Below are 24846 nucleotides of genomic sequence, written 5' to 3' on the forward strand. Positions count from 1 at the left end.
CGCAATCGCGGTGGAAACATTCCTATATTTTAAAGATTGTCTCATGAAGCTGTCCTCAAAAGTTGCATCCAAGGGGAAAATCATCTTAACCAGCTACCCTAAAATCAACAAAAATAAAAAGGCATCAGTCACCCAAAAAGCACTTGGATAACTAACGCCCATTAAAATTCAATTTTAGATATATTGTAACTCGCGGTCCTTACTGTAAGCAGCATCAATAATTCCGCCGCCTAAGCACTCCTCACCGTCATACAAAACAACGGCTTGGCCTGGTGTGATTGCGCGAGCGGGATCATCAAAATCAACGGTCATTTGTGTTCGATCCGCATTGAAGTGAACTGTAACATCTACATCCATCGCACGGTAACGGAACTTAGCTGTGCAACGGAATGAATCACCACGATCAGAAATATCATTTACGAAATGCAAATCAGATGCAACTAAACGGTCCGCATATAAATGCTCGTTATGGTAACCCTGGCCAACGTATAAAATGTTTTTCTTCAAATCCTTACCAATGACAAACCAAGGATCATTATTCTGACTGCCACCGCCAATTCCGAGACCTCGGCGTTGTCCAATGGTGTAATACATTAAACCGGCATGATCGCCCTTAACTTCACCATCGATCGTCATCATTTTACCAGCCTTTGCAGGTAAGTAGTTGCCAAGAAACTCTTTGAAGTTCTTCTCGCCAATAAAACAGATCCCAACAGAATCTTTCTTATTTGCAACGGCTAACCCAGCCTTTTCAGCAATCTTACGAACCTTAGCTTTTACCATGCCACCTAATGGGAACATGACATGATCTAATTGCTTATGAGTCAATTGGTTCAAGAAGTATGTTTGGTCCTTGTTCATATCCTCTGAACGCAATAAATGCTGATTGCCTTGTGCGTCACGCTCTAATTTTGCGTAATGACCAGTGGCAACATAATCGGCACCTAAACTAATCGCATAATCTAAAAAGGCCTTAAATTTAATTTCATTATTGCAAATTACATCTGGATTGGGTGTCCGACCTTTTTTATATTCATCCAAAAAGTACGTAAATACACGATCCCAGTACTCTTTTTCAAAATTAACTGAATAATAAGGAATTCCAATTTTTGAAGCGACTTTCGCCACATCCTTATAATCCTCAGTTGCCGTACAAAAACCATTTTCGTCAGTGTCATCCCAGTTCTTCATGAACACACCAACGACATCGTAGCCCTGTTGCTTGAGCAAATAAGCTACTACTGATGAATCAACACCACCACTCATGCCAACAACGACACGAGTCTTGCTATTGTCTGTCATCAAAAATCACCATCATTTCTATCAGATTCTGGAGAATCTACGATTGAAGGTCGCAACATCCAGTAACGCTTATTATAACAAAGTAAGCAAATTGAGCAAGCATTTAGCCAGCGGGTCAATTTTTTTATTTCTGAAAATATAAAAAAGCAGTAATTCAACTTGTGAACTACTGCCCCTATTGATTCAATATTAAGCCTTAATAAAAATTTCGCGTTTAACCATATCGTCTAAAATATAATGATATTGTTCTACTAGTGGCTTGTCATTTTCCTTTGTGAAAATATTAACCCGTTTTAATCCGTTAGCTGTTGTAACTGACATTTTAAAACCACTTAGATCTTTAGCAAAAACCACTCTTAACTTATTACCTTGTTTGTATGGTGAAGTTGGATCTAACGTCCGTTCATACACAAAGTTCCCGCCATTTGATACCGTAAACCCAACGTCACGTAACGTGTACTTCTTCACCTGAGGGCTCATTTGATAAGTATCTTTATCACCGTCAACTTTTACTTTTGTTAAAAATGCCATTATTTTACAGTCTCCTTTGATTTTAAACGCTGAATAATCTGAACTAAGTTACTAACCAAATAATCAACGTCATCACTCGTATTATATTTTCCAAAACTAATTCGAATGGATTCCGAGATTCGGGGTGAGTCTTTGCCAAACATCGCAATCAAAACATGGGAAGGTTCCAAACTCCCTGCTGTACAAGCAGAACCACCCGAAATCGCAATCCCATTTAGATCCAGATTGGTCTGCATAACATAGGTAGAAACACCCTTAATCCAAAGATTGAAAACATGCTGTAAATTATTAGGATCAAGCGACCCGTTGATTTCAAAATCAATGTCAGCATCGTTTAGACCTTTAATAATTTGCTGTTTAAAACCCATGTACTTCTTCTGCATACCTGTTTTAACTTCTGGCGTTAATAACGAAACAGCCTTCGCAAATCCAGCAATTCCTGGCACATTTTCGGTTCCGGCACGCCGTTTATCTTCCTGCTCGCCGCCCCTCAGAAAACTTGGAAAATTCACGCCATCGCGTTTATACAAGAAGCCAAGAAACTTGGGTCCATTCAGCTTGTGGGCAGAGGTTGATAACATATCAATATGATCACGTTTAACATCGATATCCAACAAACCATAAGTTTGCACAGCATCTGTATGAAACCAAGCCTGATGGTCCTTTAAAATCTCGCCAATCTCATGAATGGGCATATGACTACCAACTTCATTGTTCCCCATCATAATGGTTACTAAAATGGTGTCATCCCGCAAAGCAGCCTTAAACTCATCTAAATCAATTAATCCATTTTTATCAACTGGTAAATAAGTCACTTCATACCCAAGTGTTTCTAAATAAGCCAGTGTTTTTAAAACGGCCGGATGTTCAATCGCGGTTGTAATAATATGCTTGCCAAGTTTTTTTCGGGCAATTGCGGTTTGCATAATTGCGGTATTATCACTTTCTGTACCGCCACTGGTAAAAATAATTTCATCTTCATTGGCATTGATACTATCGGCAATAATTTGTCGACTTTGATCTAACGTCATCCGCGCCTTGCGTCCAAATGAATGCGTACTTGAGGCATTGCCAAAGTTATGACTCATTTCTTCAGTCATTTTTTCAACCACTTCGGGAGCCATTGGCGTCGTTGCGGCATTATCAAAATAAACTTGCTTCATGGTAATCCTACTCTCCTTTAAGACGCGCCTACTCATTGGTCGCGCCAGTCACTCTTATTTATTGAACAAGGCTAGTAACATCTTTGCAGATCGCTTACCAGCATCGATAATAAAATCATCGAATGAAACCCCTGCATTTTCATCGCCAACATCAGACATCGCTCGAATCACTACAAACGGCACCTTAAACTGATGTGCTACCTGGCCAATTGCGCTGCCTTCCATTTCACAACAGAGAGCATCCGGAAAATTCTTCAAAATTTCTTGAATTTTTTCGGAACTACTGATGAATTGATCACCTGTAACAATAAGCCCTTTTTTGATATTCAAACCAGTTTTTTCACCGGCTACTGCAACTTCATTAATCAAGTCTTTATCTGCATCGAAACGTGCAGGTTGGCCTGGTAATTGCCCTAACACATAACCAAACGCTCTTGCGTCCACATCATGGTAAAGGGTTTGTGTAGAGATAACAACATCCCCTACAGATAGGCCACTTCCAATTCCACCAGCTGAACCAGAATGAATTAAAGCATCTACTTTAAAATTAGTAACTAATAAAGCGGCTGTAATCCCAGCTTCAACCTTACCAATTCCGGAACGCACTAAAACGACTTCAGTGTCTTGGATAGTTCCCTCGTAAAAAGTAATGCCATTAATTTCTGTTTCTTTTTTGATATCTAAAGCACTGTGCAAGCTCTTAATTTCTTCTTCCATTGCACAAATTACACCATACTTCATGTTTCATCCTCATTTCACGAAAAATAATATTAAATAGACGATCACAATTGCCACGATTAATCCTAAAATAACCCAATTTAAACGTTTTCCAAGGTTACGACTCTTTCGTTCCGCCGTACTGCGAATATTTGGTTCTTCGGTTGAATCTGGCTGTAAATATTCATCATGCGTTCGCGCATAATCTTTTTCAACCTGCACCCGTTTTCGGTCCCGTTGGGTAAACTGATCCGCCTCAGCCTGCTTTATTCGTTGATAATCCTCACGAGTGAGATTATCTTGTTGCTTGTCATCCTTCACAGATTTCACCTACTTATTTAAACTTTGCCAGTAATAAATGGCCAAAACTGTTTTTGCGTCTTCAATAGAACCATCAGCAATGCCCGCCAGAGCCTCACTTAATGAAAGTTCAAACAGCTGTAAATGTTCATCTTTATCTTGGGGTAACTCGGTTGCTACCGGATGCAAATCAGTTGCCATGTAAAGAGTCATATATTCATTTGCAAATCCGGGAGTTGAATAAAACCCAGAAATACGTTTAAGCTCTCCGGCTTGGTAACGGGTTTCTTCATTTAATTCCCGAACCGCGGTCGTTTCTGCCGTTTCTCCATCCTCTACCTTACCAGCTGGAATTTCGATTGTAACCTTTTTAATTGGTGCTCGCCACTGTTTTTCAAAAATAGCTTTATTATCCTTTGTAATTGCCAAAACCGCAATCGCATTTTGATGTAAAACCACGTCTCGATTTGCTAAATCACCGTTTGGCAGTTTAACTGTTTGTTGATAAACATCAATAATTGCACCCTTATACCGCGACTCGTTTTTGACAACTTTCTCTTCAAAATTCATAAAATATCTTCTCTTTCGCTTAATTAGGCTTCTGGTTCACTATCATCAGGCAACACGCTAACTTTAACCGCCTGTAATCCCTTGGCACCCTGGACAACTAACAAGCTAACTTCATCGCCTTCATGCAAGTAACGGAACCCTTCACCTTCAATGGCTGAATAGTGCACAAAAACTTCTGTTCCATCATCTAAATTAATGAACCCGAATCCTTTGTCTTTATCGAAACTTTTGACTGTGCCGTGTTCCATACCAGAACCCCCTATTAGTCTAGGCTACGTTCTACTTCTTCTATCATCATACTGATTATTTTTAAAAAAGTAAATTAATTACCGTACAAATTTACTAAAACTGAACAAAAAATCCGATCCCAAATTTTGTCAGAATAACGCTTAAACAAAATTTCGATCGGATTTTGAAAATTTAAGGTTCTAAACCAGTTTCAACACTTTCAGGATAATTTTCTCGAACAATCTTAGCACAGCGTGCACAAAGTGCTGGATAAGCATCATCAGACCCAACATCGGTCTTTGTCATTCGGCATCGTGAACAAACAGAACCTTGCGCAACAAGTACCTTAACTGCCATTCCTTTGAATTGTTCAGCATCATCAGGAGCATCTTTTAAATCGTGAATTTCCAATTTTGACACGATCAGAATCAAACGAACATTCGTATTCAAATCGTTCAAAAGTTGCTTGGTATCACTATCGACGTACAGGTTAACCTGAGCTTCCATTGATTTACCAATCATCTTGCTATCACGGGCTTCTTCTAACGCCTTTAGCACATTAGAACGAATATCCTTGAATTGTTCCCAATTTTCAAAGATGTGATCTTGATTATCAAATTTCTGAACAGCAGGCATCTCTGATAATTGAACAAATTCTTCAGGCTCTTTCAAGTACTCCCAAATCTCTTCCATAGTGTGAGGCAGAATTGGGGTTAAGAGTTTCGTTAAACCAACTAGAATTTCATAAAAGACAGTCTGCACTGAGCGTCTGGTCTGACTCTTTTCAGGATCAATATATACAACATCCTTAGCAAAATCAAGATAGAACGCAGACAGATCGGTAATCACAAAATTCATCACGCGTTTGTAAATATTTAAAGAATCATATGCTTCATAATCATCAAGCAAAGTTTGAACCAATTTATTATACTTAATTAACATATATTGATCAGCTGATTCCAAATCTGCAAAGGCTACTTTATCCGTCTTTGGATCATAGTCAGTCGTATTAGCAATTAAGTAACGTAACGTGTTTCGCAACTTCTTGTAACTATCGGAAGTCTTAGTAAAATTATCCATTGAGACGCGCACATCTGATGAAGAATCTACAGATGCAACCCACCAACGAACAATCTCTGCACCCATTCGTTTAATAACTTCACTTGGCACGATTGTATTACCAAGTGATTTGCTCATCTTATGACCTTGGCCATCAAGAGTAAATCCTTGTGAAACCACTTGTTTATAAGGCGCATGCCCTGAAACAGCCACACTAGTAATCAAACTAGAATTAAACCAACCACGATACTGATCAGAACCTTCCAAATACAGATCTGCCGGATAAGTCAGGTAGTCACGCTCTTCCAGTACGCCTTGATGGGAAGACCCAGAATCAAACCAAACATCCATAATATCAGTTTCTTTAGTAAACTTGCCGTTTGGTGAATGTTCACTAGTGAAACCATCTGGAAGTAAGTCTTTAGCATCCCATTCAAACCAGATGTCAGAGCCATGTTTTTCAAACAGATCAGCAACATGACCAATGCTTTCCTTCGTCATAATTGCTTCACCATCTTCGCCATAGAAAATTGGCAATGGAACACCCCAAACCCGCTGACGTGAAATGACCCAATCGCCACGATCACGAATCATGTTGTAGAGACGTTTTTTACCCCAATCTGGTGAAAATTTCACATCATCAATCGCACTTAAAATCTGATCGCAAATTTTATCTACTGATGCAAACCACTGTGGTGTTGCACGGAAAATAACTGGCTTTTTTGTCCGCCAATCAAATGGATAACTATGTTTGTACGGCATGTAATCTAGTAAAAGGTTTGCATCCTTAAGTTTATCCAATGCAATTTTATTAGCATCTTCATAGAAAACACCTTCGAAATCTTTTCCGGCCTCTTCAGTCATGTAACCTTGATCGTTTACCGGCACTAAAATATCTAATCCATATTGCTTACCAACTCGGAAATCATCTTCCCCGAACCCAGGTGCCGTATGCACTAATCCAGTACCAGTATCTAACGTTACAAAATCCCCTAACATGACCACTAATTTACGATCAGGATAAAAAGGATGTTGCGTGAGCACTCGATCTAAATCTTTACCCTTAACCGTTTTAAGAATTTTAACGTTTTCCCAGCCAAACTTTTCAGAAACATTATCAACTAGTTCAGCCGCAATCACGAATTTACGTTTTTCACCGTCTGGTTGAACAACCGCATAATCAAAAGTAGCATCAATCGTTACACCTTCAGAAGCTGGAATTGTCCATGGGGTTGTCGTCCACACGACCAAATACGTATCGGTATCCAAAACTCCCTTGCCATCAACTACCTGTTCTGCAAAGAAAGCTGATGGTGACGTAACGTCATGATACTCAACTTCTGCCTCGGCCATTGCTGATTCGGAAGACCATGACCAAAATACGGGTTTCTTACCTTTAAAGATCAGACCCTTTTCAGCCATTTTTCCAAAGGTTCGAATTTCTTGGGCTTCAAATTCTGGATCTAACGTCAAATAAGGATTATTCCATTCGGCGGCCACACCTAAACGTTTAAAGTCTTCTCTTTGCATATTAACTTGCTTTAGGGCATATTCACGACAGAGCTTACGAAATTCACTCGTTGTTAATTTTTTCCGGTCATAGCCAGCCTTTTTTAATTGTTGTTCAATGGGTAGACCATGGGTATCCCAACCAGGTACATAAGGTGCTCGATATCCTGACATTGACTTGTAACGAACAATGATATCCTTAGAAATCTTATTCATGGCATGGCCCATATGAATATTTCCATTTGCATATGGAGGCCCATCATGTAAAACAAATGATGGTTTGCCTTCATTTAATTTCTGACGCTTTTCATAAACCTTATTTTCTTCCCAAACTTGTTCGCGTTTAGCTTCATTAACAGGTAAATTGCCCCGCATTTTAAACTTGGTTTTTCCCAAATTAAGGGTTTCTTTTATACGCATAACTTGTCACTCCTCTATTTTTTTGAATATAAAAAGACCTCGTCACAAGGGACGAAGTCTTCGTGGTACCACCCAATTTTAAAAACTTTAACAGTTTTTCTTAATTCAATAACGGCCTTTTAGCCGATCAAATCTACTAAAAATCGATTTGATGCCTCAGAGATGATATCATAAAATGTTTTCTGATTAGCCTCTCACCAATTTGCTAACTCGCTGCCAGTTGTCCATTTTAGACGTATTCTCTTCAAAGAAAAATTATTTATTTTTTGCGTTGACATGTAATCCTGAATCCTGATGAGAAGTTGTAACCTTATCATCAGGGAAAACCACCATAGTTTCTTGTTGAGTAGTATCCTTAACATCCGGTCTCTCATCAGGTTCAACAGATACTTCCTTTTCATGAGGTTCGATAATTTCTGCTCCATCCCCACCAGCAGGTCTACTTTCGCTAGTTGGGTCTATGGCAGGCGTAATATCTCCCGCATCTTCCTCATTGCTTGAGTTTACACTTGGAGCTTTAATCTTGTCAAGGGTTCCTGTATGCAACATTGCTTCTTTCAGGTCGCTAACTTGCACATCTTGGTCTTCCTTTAGAATACTATCCCACTCACTACCATTGATCATCTGCAGTTGTGAATCAACTAGTACTTGGACTCTTTGTCGATATAAACGTGCATTCTTTCTTAATTCATTAGTTGCTAAAATTAATTTTTTCGCTTTTTCGGCCTGCTCATCAATAACAGCCTCAGCGCTAACCTTCGCCTTTTGGACAACCCCATCCGCTTTCTTTTGGGATTCTTCCATGGTTAATTCGGCTTCACGCTTCGAACTACTTTTAACTTTATCGGCAGCATCTTGAGCTACTAAAATTGATTTGTTAAGTGCTTCTTTCATATCATCAAAATACTCAAGCTTAGTTTGGGCATTTTCAACTTCTTTTTCTAAAGCCGAAATTTTGTCTAAAGCCTGGCGATATTCAATGGCAACTTGTTGGATGAAGCTATCCACTTCGGTGGGATTATATCCGCGCATTTTATTCGAAAATTGTTTATTCTGAATATCAACCGGATCTAAAGACATACTAGTTCCTCCATTATTTTTTCTTTTTACTTCTTATAACTGAAAGTAAGACTCGAATTTTACTCTTTTTTGTTTTACCTTCAATACTGTCAAGTCGAATTCGACCATAGCCACGAACCGATAATAAATCATTTGCAACTAATTCAAAATCAGGACGTTGATGTGGTTTCCAATTTAACGTAACTTTTCGTTCTTCAATAAGCTCTTTGGCATGATTTCGTGAAATATGAAAGCCTTCTGCAACCACCGCATCTACTCGAACCGATGCAACCGTTGTACTGCCAGATTCCCAATCATTTTCCGGTTTGATGACCTCATCCAATGTTTTCTCAACCAATCGAACTTTAATATTTCCGATCTTACCAACTTCAGATAGAAAAAAGTCACTCATTTCTGATTTTACAAAGAATTGCCAATCTTCACCATTAGAAATAATATCCCCGAATGTATTCCTTTCGACACCCATATTGGCAAGTGTCCCAAGCACATTGCGATGGTGAATCACCGCAAACTTGGTTGGATACTGAATCTCCAATAGGGTCACATTGAAGTCCTGTAATTTGGGAACAAAATAATCCGGAAAAATGAGTGATCGACTCATTTCTGCACCCGGATATCCGCCATAACTTTGAACTTTTATTTCATCCAACCGATTTACTAAAGTGGTCAAAATAAATTGTTCTCTCGGATTAAGAAAATTGGTTAGGATGGACCGATACTGATCGCGAACTTCTTGGATCCATCCTGCGGCCTCTTCCACAAATGGGGCTTCCTCAGGACGAAAATGTTGCATAATATTGTCCATTTTTACTTACCTCTTGAAAGCATTCAATACCTATTAAACATCTTTATCTTTTAGGTAATAAATGTTCAGTCCTAAAAGAATCTGCTAAGTGCAACAAGGCCGTATTGAGCCATTTCCAGCACCAATATTGCCACAACTGGTGAAAAATCCAACCCCAAAAATGTGGGAATAAACTGGAATAACTTTAAATATGGCAAACACATTTTTGCCAGCCATTGCCCTAGTTTTGTTTGATAGGCTCCTGGGAACCATGACATTAAAACGAAGACAAAAATTAACAGCATATATAACTGAATAAGTTTACTTAGAATCGAAAGTATAAATATAAAGATCAAATGTTTTACTCCTTATTTAGATCATTGTTGCTTAGATCTCCATTTTGAATGTTTGAATACAGACTACCATTTATTTCAAAACTATTTGGGGTACATAAAAATATCTGTGTACCCACCTCTTCGATTGAGCCATCGATGGCAAATAATGTACCCGAAAGAAAATCAACAATTCGTTTCGTTTGATTATCATCAATCCGTTCAAAATTTAGAATTACGGCTTGCCCCGAAATTAATTGCTTAGCTGCCTCCTTGGCATCACTAAAAATACGCGGTTCAAATAACGCAATTTGACTTTTAGAACCCGAAATATCGTCCATGGTATTCACCCTATTATCTGTCGTTGTATCCGCATTACTTATAGAATCATGATCCGATGCTGTCTGATCAGTTTCATCATCTATGCCGAACAACTTGTTGAATCGATCGCTTAATGCCATACAGAACGCCTCCTAATTGACGCTGTATCAAATAACTGGGACAAAACGGTAGTCTTGTTCCCAGTTTTAAATTGCTATTTAATTATTTACGACGACGCTTAAAGAATGGTGGTGTATCTACGCCCTTGTCGGAATCATTGTCAGAATCATTAAAAACCTTGAAATCTTTCTTTTCAATATCTTTAAATTCATCATCGTCTTCAACTGATGTTGGACGAACACCATTTGTATTATTCTGACGTAATTGCCAGTCACCAAACGGATCATCTTTTTTTGTTGCTTTTTTCTCTTGTTTTGGTGCCTCACTATTAGCAGATGGTTCACTAAATGATGGTTTTGATGTTACAGACGAATTTGTGTTTGAAGGTGCATCAAAACTTGTTCTTGCTGTTGCTCGATGAAGAGAATGGTCATTCTTCTTTTTATCAATTCCAGTTGCAATAATCGTAACTCGAACTTCATCTTTCATATTCTCATCAATAGACGTACCAAAGATGATATTAACATCATCTGTAGCAGCTTTTGCAACAATCTCTGAAGCAGCTTGTGCTTCAAAAAGTGAAAGATCAGGGCCACCGGTAATATTTAACAGAACTTGTTCTGCACCATCAATTGAAACTTCTAATAATGGTGATGAAATTGCTTTTTTAGTTGCTTCCTCAGTACGATTTTCACCGTTTGCAGAACCAATTCCCATAAGTGCTGAGCCTTGGTTAGACATCACTGTTTTAACATCAGCAAAATCAAGGTTGACATAGCCTGGAGAAGTAATTAAATCAGAAATACCTTGAACGCCTTGACGGAGCACATTATCAGCTTCGCCAAATGCTTCCATCATTGGTGTCTTTTTATCGACCATTTCTAATAAGCGATTATTAGCAATGATGATTAAAGTATCCACTTGCTCTTTCATCTGTGCAACACCTTCAGCAGCAAAACGAGCTCGCTTAGGTCCTTCAAAACTAAATGGTCGTGTCACAACACCAACCGTTAAAGCACCTGTTGCTTTAGCTAGCTTAGAAACCAAAGGAGCAGCACCAGTACCTGTACCGCCACCCATTCCGGCAGTTACAAACACCATATCTGCGCCTTCAAGTGCAGAAGAAATAGTTTGTTCACTTTCTTGAGCCGCTTTGCTCCCGACTTCAGGAGTTGAACCAGCACCCAAACCTTTAGTCAATTTCGGTCCTAATTGAATTTTTGTTTCTGCTTTAGATTGTTTCAAAGCTTGTACATCAGTGTTAGCGACGATAAATTCAACGCCCTTTACACCTTCAGCAATCATGCGATTAACGGCATTACTACCACCGCCACCAACACCAATTACTTTGATATTTGCACCAGCATTTTGTTTATCATCCATTGTAAATTCCATCCCTTTTTCCTCCAGTATTTTTAAAAGTTAATCAAAGAATTCGCTGAACCAGCGTTTTATACTAGCAACCATTCCACTAAAAGAAAATGATGATTCTTTTTGAGGTTTGGTTTTTTTAGCTCGTCTAGGAGTCGTTTGTGTATTGGGTTCTGTCTCTGTTTCTTCATCAGTATCCGTTGAATCATCAAATGTCTGCTGTTCAGGAACAGATTTTGTACCCGCGACCATTGCACTTTTTGCTAAGAAATCAACCTCACTCAACGAAGCTTCATAATTTAGTAAAGCAAACGCTTGTGCGAAGGCTGGATGTCTCAAGCCCATTGGTTCAGGAACATATATCTTCACATTCGTGTTAAAGATATCAGCTGCTAAGCTCTGGATTCCAGGAATGGCAGCTGCACCACCGGTAATGACAACTCCACCCGGCATATTCAAGGCATCAATGTTCTCAAGATGATTATAAGCGTTGTTTAAGATTTGTTCTAGTCTAGCCTCGATAATCTCGGCTAAATATTTCTCTGTAACCTGACTAGGTGCTGACTGTCCCACAACTTCCACAGGAAAGGCATCATCACTGGCTCCTTCAGCAAACGCGTAACCATACTCACGCTTTAACTTTTCAGCATTACTTAATGATGTATTTAAAACAACTGAAATATCTTTTGTAACAAACTGACCGCCTTCTTGATCAACGTATGTATACTTCAAATGATGATCATGAATGATTGACGTTGTTGTTTGTCCAGCCCCCATGTCAATTAAGATCGTTCCAAAATCCTGCTCACCATCGTTTAAGACAGTTCTTCCTAAAGCTAATGGATTTAAAACAAGGTCTGTTAAGTGTAATCCGGCCTGCTGAATTGCCCGTTTTGTATTATGAATAATAGTCTTGGGTCCTGTTAAAACGGTTCCGTTCATCTCTAAACGAACACCAACCATTCCACGAGGATCTTTAATGCCATCAAAGCCATCAACCACAAATTCATCGGGTAATACATCAATCACTTCTTGTTCTGGAGGTAAACTGTGCACAGAAGCCGCGTTCGCCACATTAACCACATCTTCATTCGTGATTTCTCTGGACGTCTCTGCAATCGCAATCATACCACGACAAGGCTCAATTTTTAATAAATTTGCTGGAATTCCAGCTACTACTTCGTGAATCTTTAAATTTGCTTTATTTTCTGCAACTGATATTGCTCTCTTAATAGCTGCTGACACCTTGTCAATATCGACAATCACGCCACGGTTCATTCCATCAGAGCGTTCGCTTCCCACTCCAATAACACTCATTTGCCCATTTACGTATTCAGCAACAATGACTTTTATTGAGGTGGTTCCTATATCAAGTCCAACATAAATCCCTGAATTATCCATAATAAAGGAACCTCCTAAACATACCTATTTTAGACTTTTGTATATACTCTCAAGTTTACCATAACTTCAATGCATTTAAATAGTGTATCCTTTTAAAAAAATGAGAAAATAAGCTAAAAAGTGACTTAAATTCAATTATTTATTCATTTTTCTCAATTTGTTGCTTGTACCGTACTCGTCGAACTGCTGGAAGTATTTCCAGAACTAGAACTATTTGATGTTTCATAACCACTATTGGACGAGCTAGAACCGCTCGTTGAAGAACTTCCATTTACGGTTGAAACAGAATTTTTACTTGTGCTACTGTTATTGTAAGAATTTTTAACTGTTTCATCTGATTTATTCTTAAATGGATAAGAATAAGCGCCTACCTCTAAATCAATAACTCCACTTTGTTTCATGTCCGCTGCCATTTGAGGATAATACTTCATTTTAGCTGCAAAGGTGGGTAAGATTGCATAAACTTCATTTCCATCATTCATATATAAATGAAGTCGGTTGGGATTATCCTTACTCGGCGCATAATCGATTTCTGAAATTCCACTGCGGACAACCGGTGGTAACTGTTTAAATTGCGTTAATAAGGCATTTAGGACACTCGTTTTGTGAAAATTCTTAAAAACTGGATAATCACCAGACGGTTGCGTTGTTGACTTCTTTATAACTTTGCCGTTATCCAAAATTGTGTAGTACTTCTGATTTCTAAACACCAATCCGGCCACCATGTTTTCTTTAACCGTAATTTTTAAAGTGTTAAAACCATGACGGTGGACCTGATAACTTAATAATTTAGGCTGTTTTTTGTACACTTGTTTAGATTTATCACGATTACCCATTAAATATGGAAAAATCCAATCGTTTTTATGAATATTTCCAATTTCTTTTATCTGCGCAGTTGAAAAATGTGTATTTCCAGACACCTTAATTGTCTCTACCTTGCTTAATGGAGAAACTAAATAGCCACCGACAATTAAGACAATCAGCGTTCCCCCAAAAACAAAAATTCGTTTCTTACGTGAATTTAAGAATTTAAAGGAATGGTGTTGAGCCTTTTCAGTCTTTTTTTGGTTTTGATTTCCAGAATTTTTTTGAACACGTTGGGCCTTCTCCCATGGTGTTAACTTACGTTCGGTTTGAGGAGTTTTCGTTTTCTTTTTTCCAAACACGATTGCCACCTCATTTTCTACTTTTTAATCACAGATTCGAGCACATTCAGAAGATCATCTGCTGCATGTGGCCGTCCCATTTTCTTAGCAGCAGTACCCATTTTAATTCTAAGATTTTCATCAGTCATCAAAGCATCTGCAGCTTTCAATAAACTTTCACCGTTCAATTTTGACTCTGGTAACAGTTCTGCCGCGCCATTCTTAACCAAACTATTGGCATTTTTTGTTTGATGATCATTTGTCACATATGGGCTTGGCACCAGGATTGAAGGAATCCCCAGAGCTGTAATTTCTGCCAAACTTGTTGCACCTGCACGCCCCAGGATTGCCTCTAAGTCTGGTAAAAGTTGAGGCATTTCTGCAATATAAGAGCGTACGACACAATTTTTGCCGAGTGCGTTAGGATCAATCTGTGCCATGATTTTTTTATAGTGGACACTTCCTGTTACAAATAAAACTTGATAATTTCTTTGCTTAAGTTGTGGTAAAGCTTCAACCGTGGCTGAATTAATTTTTTCTGCACCACGACTTCCACCAAAAATTAATAACGTTGGTACATCACTTTGCAATCCATATTCTGTAAGGGCGTCATTAGGCTTTATACGGGAAACTTGGGTTGCCCTTGGATTACCTGTAAAAACAACTTTTTTAGCCGGAAAATCTTTTCGCGCATCCTCAAATGAAATCCCAATTTTTGTCACAAAATGGCTTGAAAATTTATTAGTAACACCCACGACACTATTTTGTTCGTGAATAACGGTTGGAATATGCTGGAGGCTAGCTGCAAACACCACTGCACCACTTACATAACCACCCGTTCCCACAACAACATCCGGATGAAATTCTTTGATCATTTTATGAGCATCACCAACACTTTTTAAAAAAAGGCCAATGGTTTTGACATTTTCTAAAGAAAGCGACCGTTTAAATCCTTGAATCTTAATTGTCTTAAACGGAATGTTTTGTTCAGGGACAATCCGGCTTTCCAGCCCTTTTTCCGTTCCAACATACAAGATTTCCGAATCAGGCTCACGTTTTCTTAAAGCTTCAATGAGTGCTAAAGCTGGATAAATATGGCCACCTGTACCGCCACCTGAAATCATTAAACGCATGCCTAATTCCTCTTTTCGTTTTGAAGATCGTTAACAGCAGTAATAAATTCATCGCCGCGAATTTCGAAATTCTTGTATTGATCCCAGCTTGCATTGGCCGGAGATAGTAACACAATGTCATTTGGCTCACTTAACCGATAAGCAAGCGGTACTGCGTCGGCAACTTTATCCGCAAATTTAATTACTGGAACACCCGCTTTTTTGGCTGCATCTGCCAATAAATGACTGGTTTCACCAATAAGGACAATCGCTTTTACATGATTTTTAAAATCTGGCACTAATTTTTCAAATGTGTAACCTCTGTCTAATCCACCAGCAATCAAAACGATTGGTTGCTTAAAAGATCGTAAAGCTACTTGAGTTGCTTCAATATCTGTTGCTTTTGAATCATTATAAAAAATTCTCTTTTTAAAGGTCGTAACATATTGTACACGATGTTTAACACCTGAGAAAGTTTTCAGCACGTCGACAATTGCTTCGGTAGAACAGCCACTTAACTTGGCAACTGCGATGGCCGCTAAAGCATTTTCAATATTTTGTACACCTGGTACTTTGATATCGTCAGCAGCCATAATTTTTTCATTACGGAAGTAAAGAAACTCACCGCGTTGATAGGCACCATTTTCACTCAAATCTTTTCGTGAAAATGGTACAACTTGTGCCTTCGTTTGTTGACTTAATTGTTGCCATTCAGGATTATCCCAATTAATGACAAAATAGTCCTCTGCCGTTTGATTTTTAGTAATATGCATTTTATCGCGAACATAGTTGGCTCGAGTACCATGCCAATCTAAATGGTTAGAAAAAATATTTGTAATTACGGCAATATGAGGCTTTAGGGTGGTGACACTTGCCAACATAAAACTAGATAACTCAGTTACCATTGTGTCTTCTTTATGAAGTTTTTGAACAACTGTCGTAGCTGGAATGCCAATGTTGCCGGCCAGATAAGCATGTCCTGCTTTGCGATCTCGATCCAACATCAATTGAATCAAGGTTGTGGTTGTGGTTTTTCCATTACTGCCAGTAATTCCAATCATTTCACCATCCAAGACCTGATAAGCTAATTCTGGTTCTGAAATAATTGGAATATTCTTTTCGAGTGCGCCCTTCACAATTGGATTAGAATAAGGAATTCCAGGATTTTTTACAATTAATTCAAAGCCTTCATCTAAGAGTGTCAATGGATGACCACCCGTAACAACTTTGATACCATTTTCTAATAATTCCTGGGCATCTGGATTCTCATCAAATGGTTTCGCGTCATTAACTGTTACCAGTGCCCCTAACTTTTGTAACAATTTTGCGGCGCTTACACCACTTTTTGCTAAACCAAGTACTAATACCTTTTTATCCTGATAATCCTTAATATCCTTCATGATTTTTCCTTTCACCTTAAATTTAATTAACCTAAAATACCAATCAAAGCAATTACTGCTCCGATTAAGCCAACAATCCAAAACACAATATCAACTTTCCATTCACTCCATCCCAACATTTCAAAATGGTGATGAATTGGACTCATTTTAAAGATTCGATGACCAGTTAGTTTAAATGATAAAACTTGCAAAATAACACTCGCAGTTTCACAGACAAACACAATTCCAATTAACAATAATGCGATCTCATGATGCACTAAAATTGAAACAGCAGCTAGTGCACCACCCAAAGCCAAGGAACCCATGTCACCCATAAAAATTTTAGCAGGCTTATGGTTAAAAATAAAGAATCCAACTAAAGCTCCAATAATTGCTAAGCAAAAGATCAAAACATCAAATTGGTGCTGAACGCCAGCAATGATGGCATACGCACCGAATGCAATGATTGCCAATCCACTTACCAAACCATCTAATCCGTCAGACAAATTAACGGCATTGGAAAAACCAACTAACCAAAAAGCTACAAAAACAACGAACCAAGCACCCATGTGCCAAGAACCGAAGAACGGCACATTTAATGATTGAGAGAATCCCTCATTGTGATAAACAAAAAAGAAAATAACTGCTCCGACAACTTGTCCAAGAAATTTTTGCCAAGCTTTCAATCCTTCATTCTGCTTTTTCATGAGCTTAATGCTATCATCCCAAAAGCCCAGCAGCCCATACATGATTAGAATAAAAACTAGAATTAAGCCGGTCGCATTCATCTGATGAGTAATTAAATCAAATAAAAGGCTGCTTAAACTAATTGCAATGATAAAAATCAAGCCACCCATCGTTGGTGTACCCGATTTTTTTTCATGCCATTTTGGACCCTCTTCACGAATCATTTGCCCTTCATTACGATTCCGAAAATAACTAATAAATGACGGCATGGCAACTACAGTAATTAAAAAACTGACAACTGGCGTTCCAATCTGCGCTATCCAATTCATAATAAACTCCATTCTTTTTTACTTTTGTTTTAATTTAACTGTGAGTGTTTGCCTATTTTGAACAATTGTCCCACTCTTGATTGATTGAGATTTCACAAAACCAGTCCCTGAGAATTTAGCTTCCAAACCAACTAAATCAGTTAGTTTAAGTACGTCATTACGCGACCACCCAGACAAATTAGGCATTTTCATTTGTCCACTCGTCAAAAGAATCACGCGTTGCCCCGCTAACATTTCCGTACCTGTCACAGGCGACTGTTGTGTGACTGTACTACCTGTACCCATCACCGTTGCGGCAATATTTTGCTTGCCCAAATCTTTAACAGCTGTATCAGACGCTTCACCAACCATATTGGCAATTTTTACTTTCCCAGAAACTTGATTCTTGGCAGTTGAATTATTTTCACCAAGTGCTTGTTTCATAACTGGACTAAAAATTTCATTTAAAAGTTGAGTTGCTGTCTTTGTTGCAGGCAGCGTTGGTTGTTTCATCGTGATATACATAATATATTTTGGATTTGATGCTGGTACCATTCCGACAACCGAGTAAAGGTAACTATCATTGCCATTTAAGTAAGTCCCACCAGAGCCAACCACTTGTGCGGTCCCAGTTTTAGCAGCTACTTTATACCCTGGAATTTTAAAATCTTGACCAATTCCATAACTCTTATAAACAACATCCTCCATCAGCTTTCGCACTTTTTTAGCCGTTGAGCTTTTGACTGGTTTGCCAAGGTTCTCTGTTTTCATCTCGTCGGTTACTTTACCTGTATCGGTATCTACAACTTTTTTAATATATTGCGGTTTGACCATTTTGCCATTATTAGCAATTGCCGTAAAACCCTGCAGCATCTGCATATCCGTTACATCAATTCCTTGACCAAATGCCGTATCGGCCTGGTCAATTGGGTATGTAAATTGCATACTTCCACTGGCTTCTCCAGCAAGGCCCGAATCTGTACTCTTTAAAAAGTTAAATCGATTGATATATTTTTTCCACGTTTTGGCACCCATTTTGCGCTCCAAATGAGCCATTGACACGTTACTAGAACGCGCAAATCCTTCTTCGTAGGTAATTAACCCCCAACCGGAAGTTTGCCAGTCAGGCACCACTTGATTACCAATGGTATAAGTCCCTGACTTGTATTTTTCCTTCGCATTAAAGTGGCCACTATCGATTGCTGCAGCAGCTGTAAATACCTTCATGGTGGAGCCGGGTTCAAAAGTATCTTGAACTAAAGAATTACTCCAAGCCTTATTAATGCCACTCTTGGTGGTGGGATTAAATGTTGGTCGCTGTGAGGTCGCCAAAATGGCACCCGTTTTGGCATTCATAAGTGTGGCAGTCATCGACTTTGCATGCACCTGGTCTTGAACCTTTGTCATTTCCGATTCCAGCAAAGTTTGAAGACGGGTATCTAACGTGGTATAGATATTTTGCCCATTAACCGCTGATTTTTCTTCTTGAGACGATGGCAGTTGATAGCCGAATTTATCTTTTTGAATGGAACGTTGTCCATCTGTTCCAGTTAGCTTATTATTAAATGCGCTCTCAATTCCCATCACACCCTTTAGTTGTGTGATGTCAGAATCTTTTTTTGTAGCCTGTGATGTAATGCCAATTAGATTAGATGCAAAAGTTCCATTTGGATATAAACGAGCTTCTGACTGGATAAAATTAATTCCGGTTAGCTTATAGGATTCAATTTTTTCTTTGGTGGCAACAGAAATGTTTTTTCCTGCTGTTCCAAATTCGACTTGAAACGTATTTTCATTAGTTGGATTTAAGGCTGCAAGCGCCTTTTTTTCACTAATTGGTAAATACTTTGCCAGTACTTTGGCCGTCTTTTTTTTGTCAGTTACATAAAGTGGCTTTTTATTTGCGCCAACCTGATTTTTGTTCAAAACTGCATAAACAGAATACGTACTTGTATCTTCCGCAATTGGTTGACCCGAAGCATCCAAAATAGATCCTCGCTGAGCCTTTAAAACTTTATTATCCGTATACAAACGACGGGCCTGTGAACTCAAATTGATGTGTTCTACAGTCCCGCCAATTGCGATATAGGAAAAACGTAGAATTAAAATTACGAACAATGCAATCGCTATGAAAAAAAGCCATTGACCGAACGATCTTCGATTTTGGCTTGATTTGTTATGGTTGTTCTTTTTTAAACGTTTTTCTTTGTTGTTCATTTATCAACATTCCTTATATTCTGAGTTGTTAGGCTTAAACCATATTGCTTTGCAATTTTATTCAAGCGTGAACGACTAGAAAGCTGATTCACTTCCTGTTTCAAATTACTATTATTAGAAGTTACTTTGGTTACCTGTTCTTGCGAACTAGATAACTCGTGTTCAGCACCTGATAATGATATTTTACCAGAAATCACAAAAATCATTAAGCCTGTCAAAATTATACCGCAGAATGTCATTAAAATTTTCTCAAATTTTGAAAATGGTAAAGATTTCGGAATAACGACCGCTTTTGCCTTATGTAAAGTGCCCTCTTTTAAGTCCGGTACGTGCCGTTTTATCGGCTTATGAGCCGGAAATGCTTCTGCTAAATTATTTTGTGCCATTATAAATCAGTCCCTATTTTATTTTTTCAATAACTCGAAGTCTCGCACTATGAGCACGATGATTTTGTTCTAATTCGTCTTTACTAGGTAAAATGGGTTTTCGGGTCGCCAATTTAAAATGTGGTTCAAGTTCTTTAGGAATAACGGGTAATCCTTGAGGAAGATCTGGTAAATTTGCATTTTCCTTAAAAATATTTTTAACTAAGCGGTCTTCTAACGATTGAAATGTAATTACGCTAATTCGCCCACCGACTTTTAATAAATCTAGCGCCTGTTCTAAAGAAGTTTCTAGAACGCCTAATTCATTATTGACGGCAATTCGAACCGCTTGAAAAACCCGTTTAGCAGGATGACCACCAGTCCGTCGAGCAGCTGCTGGAATTGCTTTTTTGATAATATCAACTAATTGACCAGTTGTTTGGATAGGTGCCACAGCCCGTTCACGTTCAATTTCACGAGCAACTTGCTTTGAATAGCGCTCTTCTCCATAACGGAAGAAGATTTTTACTAAGGCCTCATATGACCATTCGTTAACAACCGTTTTGGCTGTGAGCTCCGCAGACTGATCCATTCGCATATCTAATGGTGCATCATGCTGATAACTGAATCCCCGTTTAGCATCATCCAATTGCGGTGAAGAAACTCCCAAATCGTAAACAATGCCATCAACTTTTTGAACCCCAAATTCTGCTAAATCTTTTGTTATATTTTTAAAATTATCCTCAATGAAAGTAACTTGCTTGCTGTCTAAATACTTTTTTAAATGAGTTTGATTATATTCAATAGCTGCAATATCTTGATCAAACGCATATAAATGACCCTTTTGACTCAACTGACTCAAAATTAACTGACTATGGCCACCGCCGCCAAGCGTGCAATCGACATAAATGCCATCTGGATTAAGATTTAATTCAGCAACCGCCTGGTTCAGTAAAACAGTTGTGTGTTGAAATTCACTCATTTTTCCACTCCTATAGGCCAAAATCAATTAAATTTTCGGCAATATCATCAAAGTTTTCTTCAGTATCTGCCGTAACTGCATTCCATTGTGCTTCATCCCAAATTTCAAATCGGTTTGATACCCCAACTAACACACATTTCTTAGTAAGTTTTGCATGTTCACGCAATTGTTTCGGAATATTAATTCGCCCTTGTTTATCAAAATTACATTGTGTCGCATCTGCAAACAAAAATCGGACAAATGCTCGATTATTTCGTTTATTTAGCGGTAATGCTTTTAATTTATCTTGAATCCTTTGCCATTCTTCAAGTGGATAGCCAAACAGACAGCCATCTAATCCACGAGTAATCACAAAATCAGATCCTAAATCTTCTCTAAACTTAGCCGGAACAATTAGTCGTCCCTTGGTATCAAGTGAATGTTGATATTCGCCCATGAACATACTAATTGCCCCTTTCTTTTCCTTCTCAATCACAAATTCAGTTTACCACTTTGTACCACTACCTACCACCAATTTACAAAACATTTTTAAAATGCTTACAAATTATTATAAAAGTGATAATTTGATCCTTTTTTATTTAGACTAAAGTTGTTTACAAATCCTATTATAGCAGCAATCACGTCCATTTATACTAAAATGTGGTGGCTGGTGGGGAATAATTATCTAGTTTTGGGCATTTAAGCAAAAAAATAAACAATTTTAAGAGTTAATCAAAAAAATTTGAATTGTTAAAAATTACACGTTAGAATGGTTAATAACATTTTAGAAAGTGGTGTCGTATGAAAAAGAAGAAAAGTACATTCCAAAAAGTCACAATGGTTGTTGTTTGGGTCATGATTATTACAATGGTTGGTTCAGTAGTTTTAACAGCTTTATCATCATTAAACCTATTGGGTTAAAAAAAGAAACTCCAATTTTAAGTGGCGTTTCTTTTTTTGTGATTAATTATGGCTTATATGTCTATCGCAGCATCTTATTCCCTGATATCACTACAAAGATTTCAAAGAATCTGACAAAAAAATAGCTATGATTTTTGTGAAAATACATTTCACTTTCATCATAGCTATTTTTATTTTTATTTCATTCATCTTTTTTTGTAAATACTTGCCGCGGTTTGCTTCCTTCTTGAGGACCAACCACACCATTTGCTTCTAATTGATCCACAATCCTAGCTGCTCGATTGTAACCAATTCTAAATCGACGCTGTAACATTGACGTGCTCGCTTTTTGCATATCTGTCACTAAAGCTACTGCCTGATCATATAATTCATCTTTTTCATCATGCTTAGCTTGATCCTCGGATGCTGCTTCTTCGTCAGTCACAATCAAAGATTCGTCATACGAAACTTTCTGCTGGCCTTTTACATATTCAACAATAGTTTTTACATCCTTATCCGAGATAAAAGCTCCTTGAACTCTTTCCGGTTTGCTTTTCCCCATTGGATAATACAGCATATCGCCGCGTCCCAAAAGTTTCTCGGCTCCATTTGAATCAATAATGGTCCGTGAATCCGTACCACTTGCCACAGCAAACGCAATTCGTGAAGGAACATTGGCTTTAATTAGACCAGTAACCACATCTACAGACGGCCGTTGCGTGGCAATGATCATATGAATTCCGGCCGCTCGGGCTAACTGAGCAAGCCTGATAATTGCATCCTCCACCGCATTTTGAGCAACCATCATTAAGTCGGCCAATTCATCGACCACCACAACAATATAAGGCAGATGAGGTCGGTTCTTCCCATCTTTTTTATTTTCTTCACTAATGTATTCATTGTAGGTTTTAATATTTCGTTGATTAGTTTCAGCAAACAAGTCATAACGATGCTGCATTTCTGCAACAACTTTATGCAACGCCCGTGCTGCTTTTTTGGGCTCTGTCACAACCGGTGTTAAAAGATGAGGAATATCCTTATAAACTCCTAATTCCACTTTTTTCGGATCAATTAGAATAAATTTCACTTGATCTGGTCTAGCGTTCATTAGCAAACTCGTAATGATCACGTTAATCATCACGGACTTACCACTACCAGTTGCCCCCGCAATCAGTAAATGTTGCATCTTAACTAAATCTGCTAAAACCAAGTTTCCAGAAACATCCCTTCCAATCGGAACTTGCAGAATTGAATCTGGATGTGGAGGTTGAGATTCGACCACATCCCGAAATGATACTGTGGAGACCTCCGTATTGGGAACTTCAATTCCAATCAGTGATTTTCCAGGAATTGGCGCCTCAATTCGAATATCCTTGGCTGCCAAAGCTAAGGCAATATCATCAGAAAGGCCCACAATTTTGCTTACTTTCACACCAATATCTGGATGCAATTCGTATTCAGTTACTGATGGTCCCAAATTCACACTTTTAACCGTAGCTTTAACGCCAAAACTGGTCAATGTTTGCTGGAGAATTTTAGTGTTTTTTTGAATCGTTTTATATTCTTGGCTTTGATCTGTTTTGGGAATCGTTGTTAAAAGATCTGTGGATGGTAACTGATAATTAGGATTCTCTAACTCTTCTGTATTTTGGAAAGCCGATTCCGGTTTTGTATCTTTTTCAATCTGTTTTTTAGTCTGCGGTTGTTCATGTTCTGAAGCGATTCTAATTGCCGGTTGCCCATTTGCTGGGGTTGTTTTTTTAGTCTGCTCATCCATTAAGTCCTTACCGGAAACTAATGGCGTATCGTGCTTCTTTTCCGACTGTTGTGGCTTTGCTGTTCGAGTATTTTTTACACTTTGTTGGCTCCTTATTTTAATTGCCTGTACCAGGTTCTGTGTCAACGTTTTGCCTGAAATAATTAGCCTTCTAAACGTTACCGCTATCGTTTGAAGTACCTTATCCATAGGAATTCCAAAGAAAATTGCAACGCCCAACGCAACTACTAACCAACCTAAAATAAGACTACCAATTTCAGAAAAACAAAATTCAGTGGCTGTATACAAAATACTGCCAATCATTCCCCCACCAACTGGTTCTCCAATCGAAGCATACTTAAATGCATCCGAAAGTGAATGCCATGTCGTCGAAATAAAATGATTATGTTGATTCATTTGTTCAAAAAATCGAGTGGTAATTATTAGAATTGCGCCAATATAAACTAACGCAATTCCAAACACAAATCGAAAACGCCCCTTTAGCTTTGGCTCTTGGCCGGTAAATAATAAAACAGCCCCATACAATCCGAACAACAAAATCAAAACTTGAAAGGCATCACCAACAAATAAACGAAAAACATTCGCAAAAAGAACTCCAATATAACCTAACGAAAAATAACCTAATAATGCCAATAAAACGAAAATTCCGCCTAAAAAATGTTTAGATTGGAGAAATTGTTGCCAATTGCTCTTTCTTGAACGCTTTCGTTTTCGCTTCGTCGTTGTTCTTTTCCTTTTAGCCGCCAATATTTGCCCTCCTTTCGCCAAGTTTGCAATTTTGAAATAG

Annotated in this window: 24 protein-coding genes and 1 other annotated feature; of the genes, 1 reads left to right on the top strand and 23 read right to left on the bottom strand. The window is 38.3% G+C overall.

Features of this window, described 5'->3' with window-relative positions; all coding sequences use genetic code 11:
* Window positions 1–174 precede the first annotated feature (174 nt).
* The 22 genes from mnmA to mraZ form a co-directional block, all read right to left on the bottom strand.
* Window positions 175–1302, bottom strand: coding sequence for a tRNA 2-thiouridine(34) synthase MnmA (gene mnmA / locus ADU73_RS00590; RefSeq protein WP_046871827.1), 1128 nt, complete (start codon window positions 1300–1302; stop codon window positions 175–177).
* A 189-nt stretch (window positions 1303–1491) separates the two neighbouring features.
* Window positions 1492–1833 carry a DUF1831 domain-containing protein gene (locus ADU73_RS00595; protein WP_046871826.1) on the bottom strand — a complete coding sequence of 114 codons (342 nt, stop codon included), beginning with the start codon at window positions 1831–1833 and terminating at the stop codon, window positions 1492–1494.
* Window positions 1833–2996, bottom strand: a complete 1164-nt coding sequence (locus ADU73_RS00600; RefSeq protein WP_046871825.1) for a cysteine desulfurase family protein — start codon at window positions 2994–2996, stop codon at window positions 1833–1835. The genes ADU73_RS00595 and ADU73_RS00600 overlap by 1 nt, the downstream gene beginning before the upstream one ends.
* 54 nt (window positions 2997–3050) lie before the next feature.
* Complete coding sequence (locus ADU73_RS00605; protein ID WP_046871824.1) at window positions 3051–3737, bottom strand: 5'-methylthioadenosine/adenosylhomocysteine nucleosidase; 687 nt, start codon at window positions 3735–3737, stop codon at window positions 3051–3053.
* Between the two features lie 9 nt (window positions 3738–3746).
* Entirely contained in the window at window positions 3747–4034 is a 288-nt protein-coding gene (locus ADU73_RS00610; protein WP_052694532.1) for a hypothetical protein, read from the bottom strand.
* 9 nt (window positions 4035–4043) lie between these two features.
* Window positions 4044–4583 (bottom strand): NUDIX hydrolase, encoded by a 540-nt coding sequence (locus ADU73_RS00615; RefSeq protein ID WP_046871822.1) that lies wholly within the window; start codon window positions 4581–4583, stop codon window positions 4044–4046.
* Window positions 4584–4606: 23 nt separating this feature from the next.
* Window positions 4607–4831 carry a cold-shock protein gene (locus tag ADU73_RS00620; protein ID WP_046871821.1) on the bottom strand — a complete coding sequence of 75 codons (225 nt, stop codon included), beginning with the start codon at window positions 4829–4831 and terminating at the stop codon, window positions 4607–4609.
* Between the two features lie 172 nt (window positions 4832–5003).
* Entirely contained in the window at window positions 5004–7799 is a 2796-nt protein-coding gene (ileS, locus tag ADU73_RS00625) for an isoleucine--tRNA ligase (RefSeq protein ID WP_062913078.1), read from the bottom strand.
* Between the two features lie 44 nt (window positions 7800–7843).
* Window positions 7844–8056: a binding site (T-box leader), on the bottom strand.
* The gene (locus ADU73_RS00630) at window positions 8055–8879 is read right to left on the bottom strand and encodes a DivIVA domain-containing protein (protein ID WP_046871819.1); all 825 of its coding nucleotides are present in this window, start codon (window positions 8877–8879) and stop codon (window positions 8055–8057) included. Its footprint overlaps the feature before it by 2 nt.
* Window positions 8880–8892: 13 nt before the next feature.
* Window positions 8893–9684, bottom strand: a complete 792-nt coding sequence (locus ADU73_RS00635) for a YlmH family RNA-binding protein (protein ID WP_046871818.1) — start codon at window positions 9682–9684, stop codon at window positions 8893–8895.
* A 71-nt stretch (window positions 9685–9755) separates the two neighbouring features.
* Window positions 9756–9968: a YggT family protein gene (locus ADU73_RS00640; protein ID WP_056986057.1), complete on the bottom strand. Its 213-nt coding sequence runs from the start codon at window positions 9966–9968 to the stop codon at window positions 9756–9758.
* A 56-nt stretch (window positions 9969–10024) separates the two neighbouring features.
* Window positions 10025–10456 carry a cell division protein SepF gene (locus tag ADU73_RS00645; RefSeq protein ID WP_046871817.1) on the bottom strand — a complete coding sequence of 144 codons (432 nt, stop codon included), beginning with the start codon at window positions 10454–10456 and terminating at the stop codon, window positions 10025–10027.
* Window positions 10457–10538: 82 nt separating this feature from the next.
* Window positions 10539–11831: a cell division protein FtsZ gene (gene ftsZ, locus ADU73_RS00650; RefSeq protein WP_046871816.1), complete on the bottom strand. Its 1293-nt coding sequence runs from the start codon at window positions 11829–11831 to the stop codon at window positions 10539–10541.
* A gap of 27 nt (window positions 11832–11858) precedes the next feature.
* Window positions 11859–13208, bottom strand: coding sequence for a cell division protein FtsA (gene ftsA, locus ADU73_RS00655; RefSeq protein ID WP_062913079.1), 1350 nt, complete (start codon window positions 13206–13208; stop codon window positions 11859–11861).
* A 152-nt stretch (window positions 13209–13360) separates the two neighbouring features.
* Window positions 13361–14374 carry a cell division protein FtsQ/DivIB gene (locus tag ADU73_RS00660; RefSeq protein ID WP_052694531.1) on the bottom strand — a complete coding sequence of 338 codons (1014 nt, stop codon included), beginning with the start codon at window positions 14372–14374 and terminating at the stop codon, window positions 13361–13363.
* A gap of 17 nt (window positions 14375–14391) precedes the next feature.
* Entirely contained in the window at window positions 14392–15486 is a 1095-nt protein-coding gene (gene murG / locus ADU73_RS00665; RefSeq protein ID WP_062913080.1) for an undecaprenyldiphospho-muramoylpentapeptide beta-N-acetylglucosaminyltransferase, read from the bottom strand.
* 2 nt (window positions 15487–15488) lie between these two features.
* Window positions 15489–16865: a UDP-N-acetylmuramoyl-L-alanine--D-glutamate ligase gene (gene murD / locus ADU73_RS00670; protein ID WP_062913081.1), complete on the bottom strand. Its 1377-nt coding sequence runs from the start codon at window positions 16863–16865 to the stop codon at window positions 15489–15491.
* A gap of 26 nt (window positions 16866–16891) precedes the next feature.
* Window positions 16892–17860 carry a phospho-N-acetylmuramoyl-pentapeptide-transferase gene (gene mraY, locus ADU73_RS00675; protein ID WP_226996038.1) on the bottom strand — a complete coding sequence of 323 codons (969 nt, stop codon included), beginning with the start codon at window positions 17858–17860 and terminating at the stop codon, window positions 16892–16894.
* Window positions 17861–17878: 18 nt separating this feature from the next.
* Complete coding sequence (locus tag ADU73_RS00680; RefSeq protein WP_062913082.1) at window positions 17879–20056, bottom strand: penicillin-binding transpeptidase domain-containing protein; 2178 nt, start codon at window positions 20054–20056, stop codon at window positions 17879–17881.
* Window positions 20053–20442, bottom strand: a complete 390-nt coding sequence (gene ftsL, locus ADU73_RS00685) for a cell division protein FtsL (RefSeq protein WP_062913083.1) — start codon at window positions 20440–20442, stop codon at window positions 20053–20055. The genes ADU73_RS00680 and ftsL overlap by 4 nt, the downstream gene beginning before the upstream one ends.
* Before the next feature lie 13 nt (window positions 20443–20455).
* Window positions 20456–21403 (bottom strand): 16S rRNA (cytosine(1402)-N(4))-methyltransferase RsmH, encoded by a 948-nt coding sequence (gene rsmH, locus ADU73_RS00690; protein ID WP_046871809.1) that lies wholly within the window; start codon window positions 21401–21403, stop codon window positions 20456–20458.
* A 10-nt stretch (window positions 21404–21413) separates the two neighbouring features.
* Entirely contained in the window at window positions 21414–21845 is a 432-nt protein-coding gene (mraZ, locus tag ADU73_RS00695; RefSeq protein WP_046871808.1) for a division/cell wall cluster transcriptional repressor MraZ, read from the bottom strand.
* A 338-nt stretch (window positions 21846–22183) separates the two neighbouring features.
* Between mraZ and ADU73_RS10285 the strand changes: the two genes are divergently transcribed.
* Window positions 22184–22303 (top strand): DUF4044 domain-containing protein, encoded by a 120-nt coding sequence (locus tag ADU73_RS10285; RefSeq protein ID WP_081036066.1) that lies wholly within the window; start codon window positions 22184–22186, stop codon window positions 22301–22303.
* A 181-nt stretch (window positions 22304–22484) separates the two neighbouring features.
* On the opposite strand, the gene ADU73_RS00705 is transcribed toward ADU73_RS10285, so the two are convergent.
* Complete coding sequence (locus tag ADU73_RS00705) at window positions 22485–24809, bottom strand: FtsK/SpoIIIE family DNA translocase (protein WP_414477503.1); 2325 nt, start codon at window positions 24807–24809, stop codon at window positions 22485–22487.
* Window positions 24810–24846: the final 37 nt, after the last annotated feature.

This window comes from Pediococcus damnosus, from assembly GCF_001611155.1.
Taxonomy (GTDB): Bacteria; Bacillota; Bacilli; order Lactobacillales; family Lactobacillaceae; genus Pediococcus; species Pediococcus damnosus.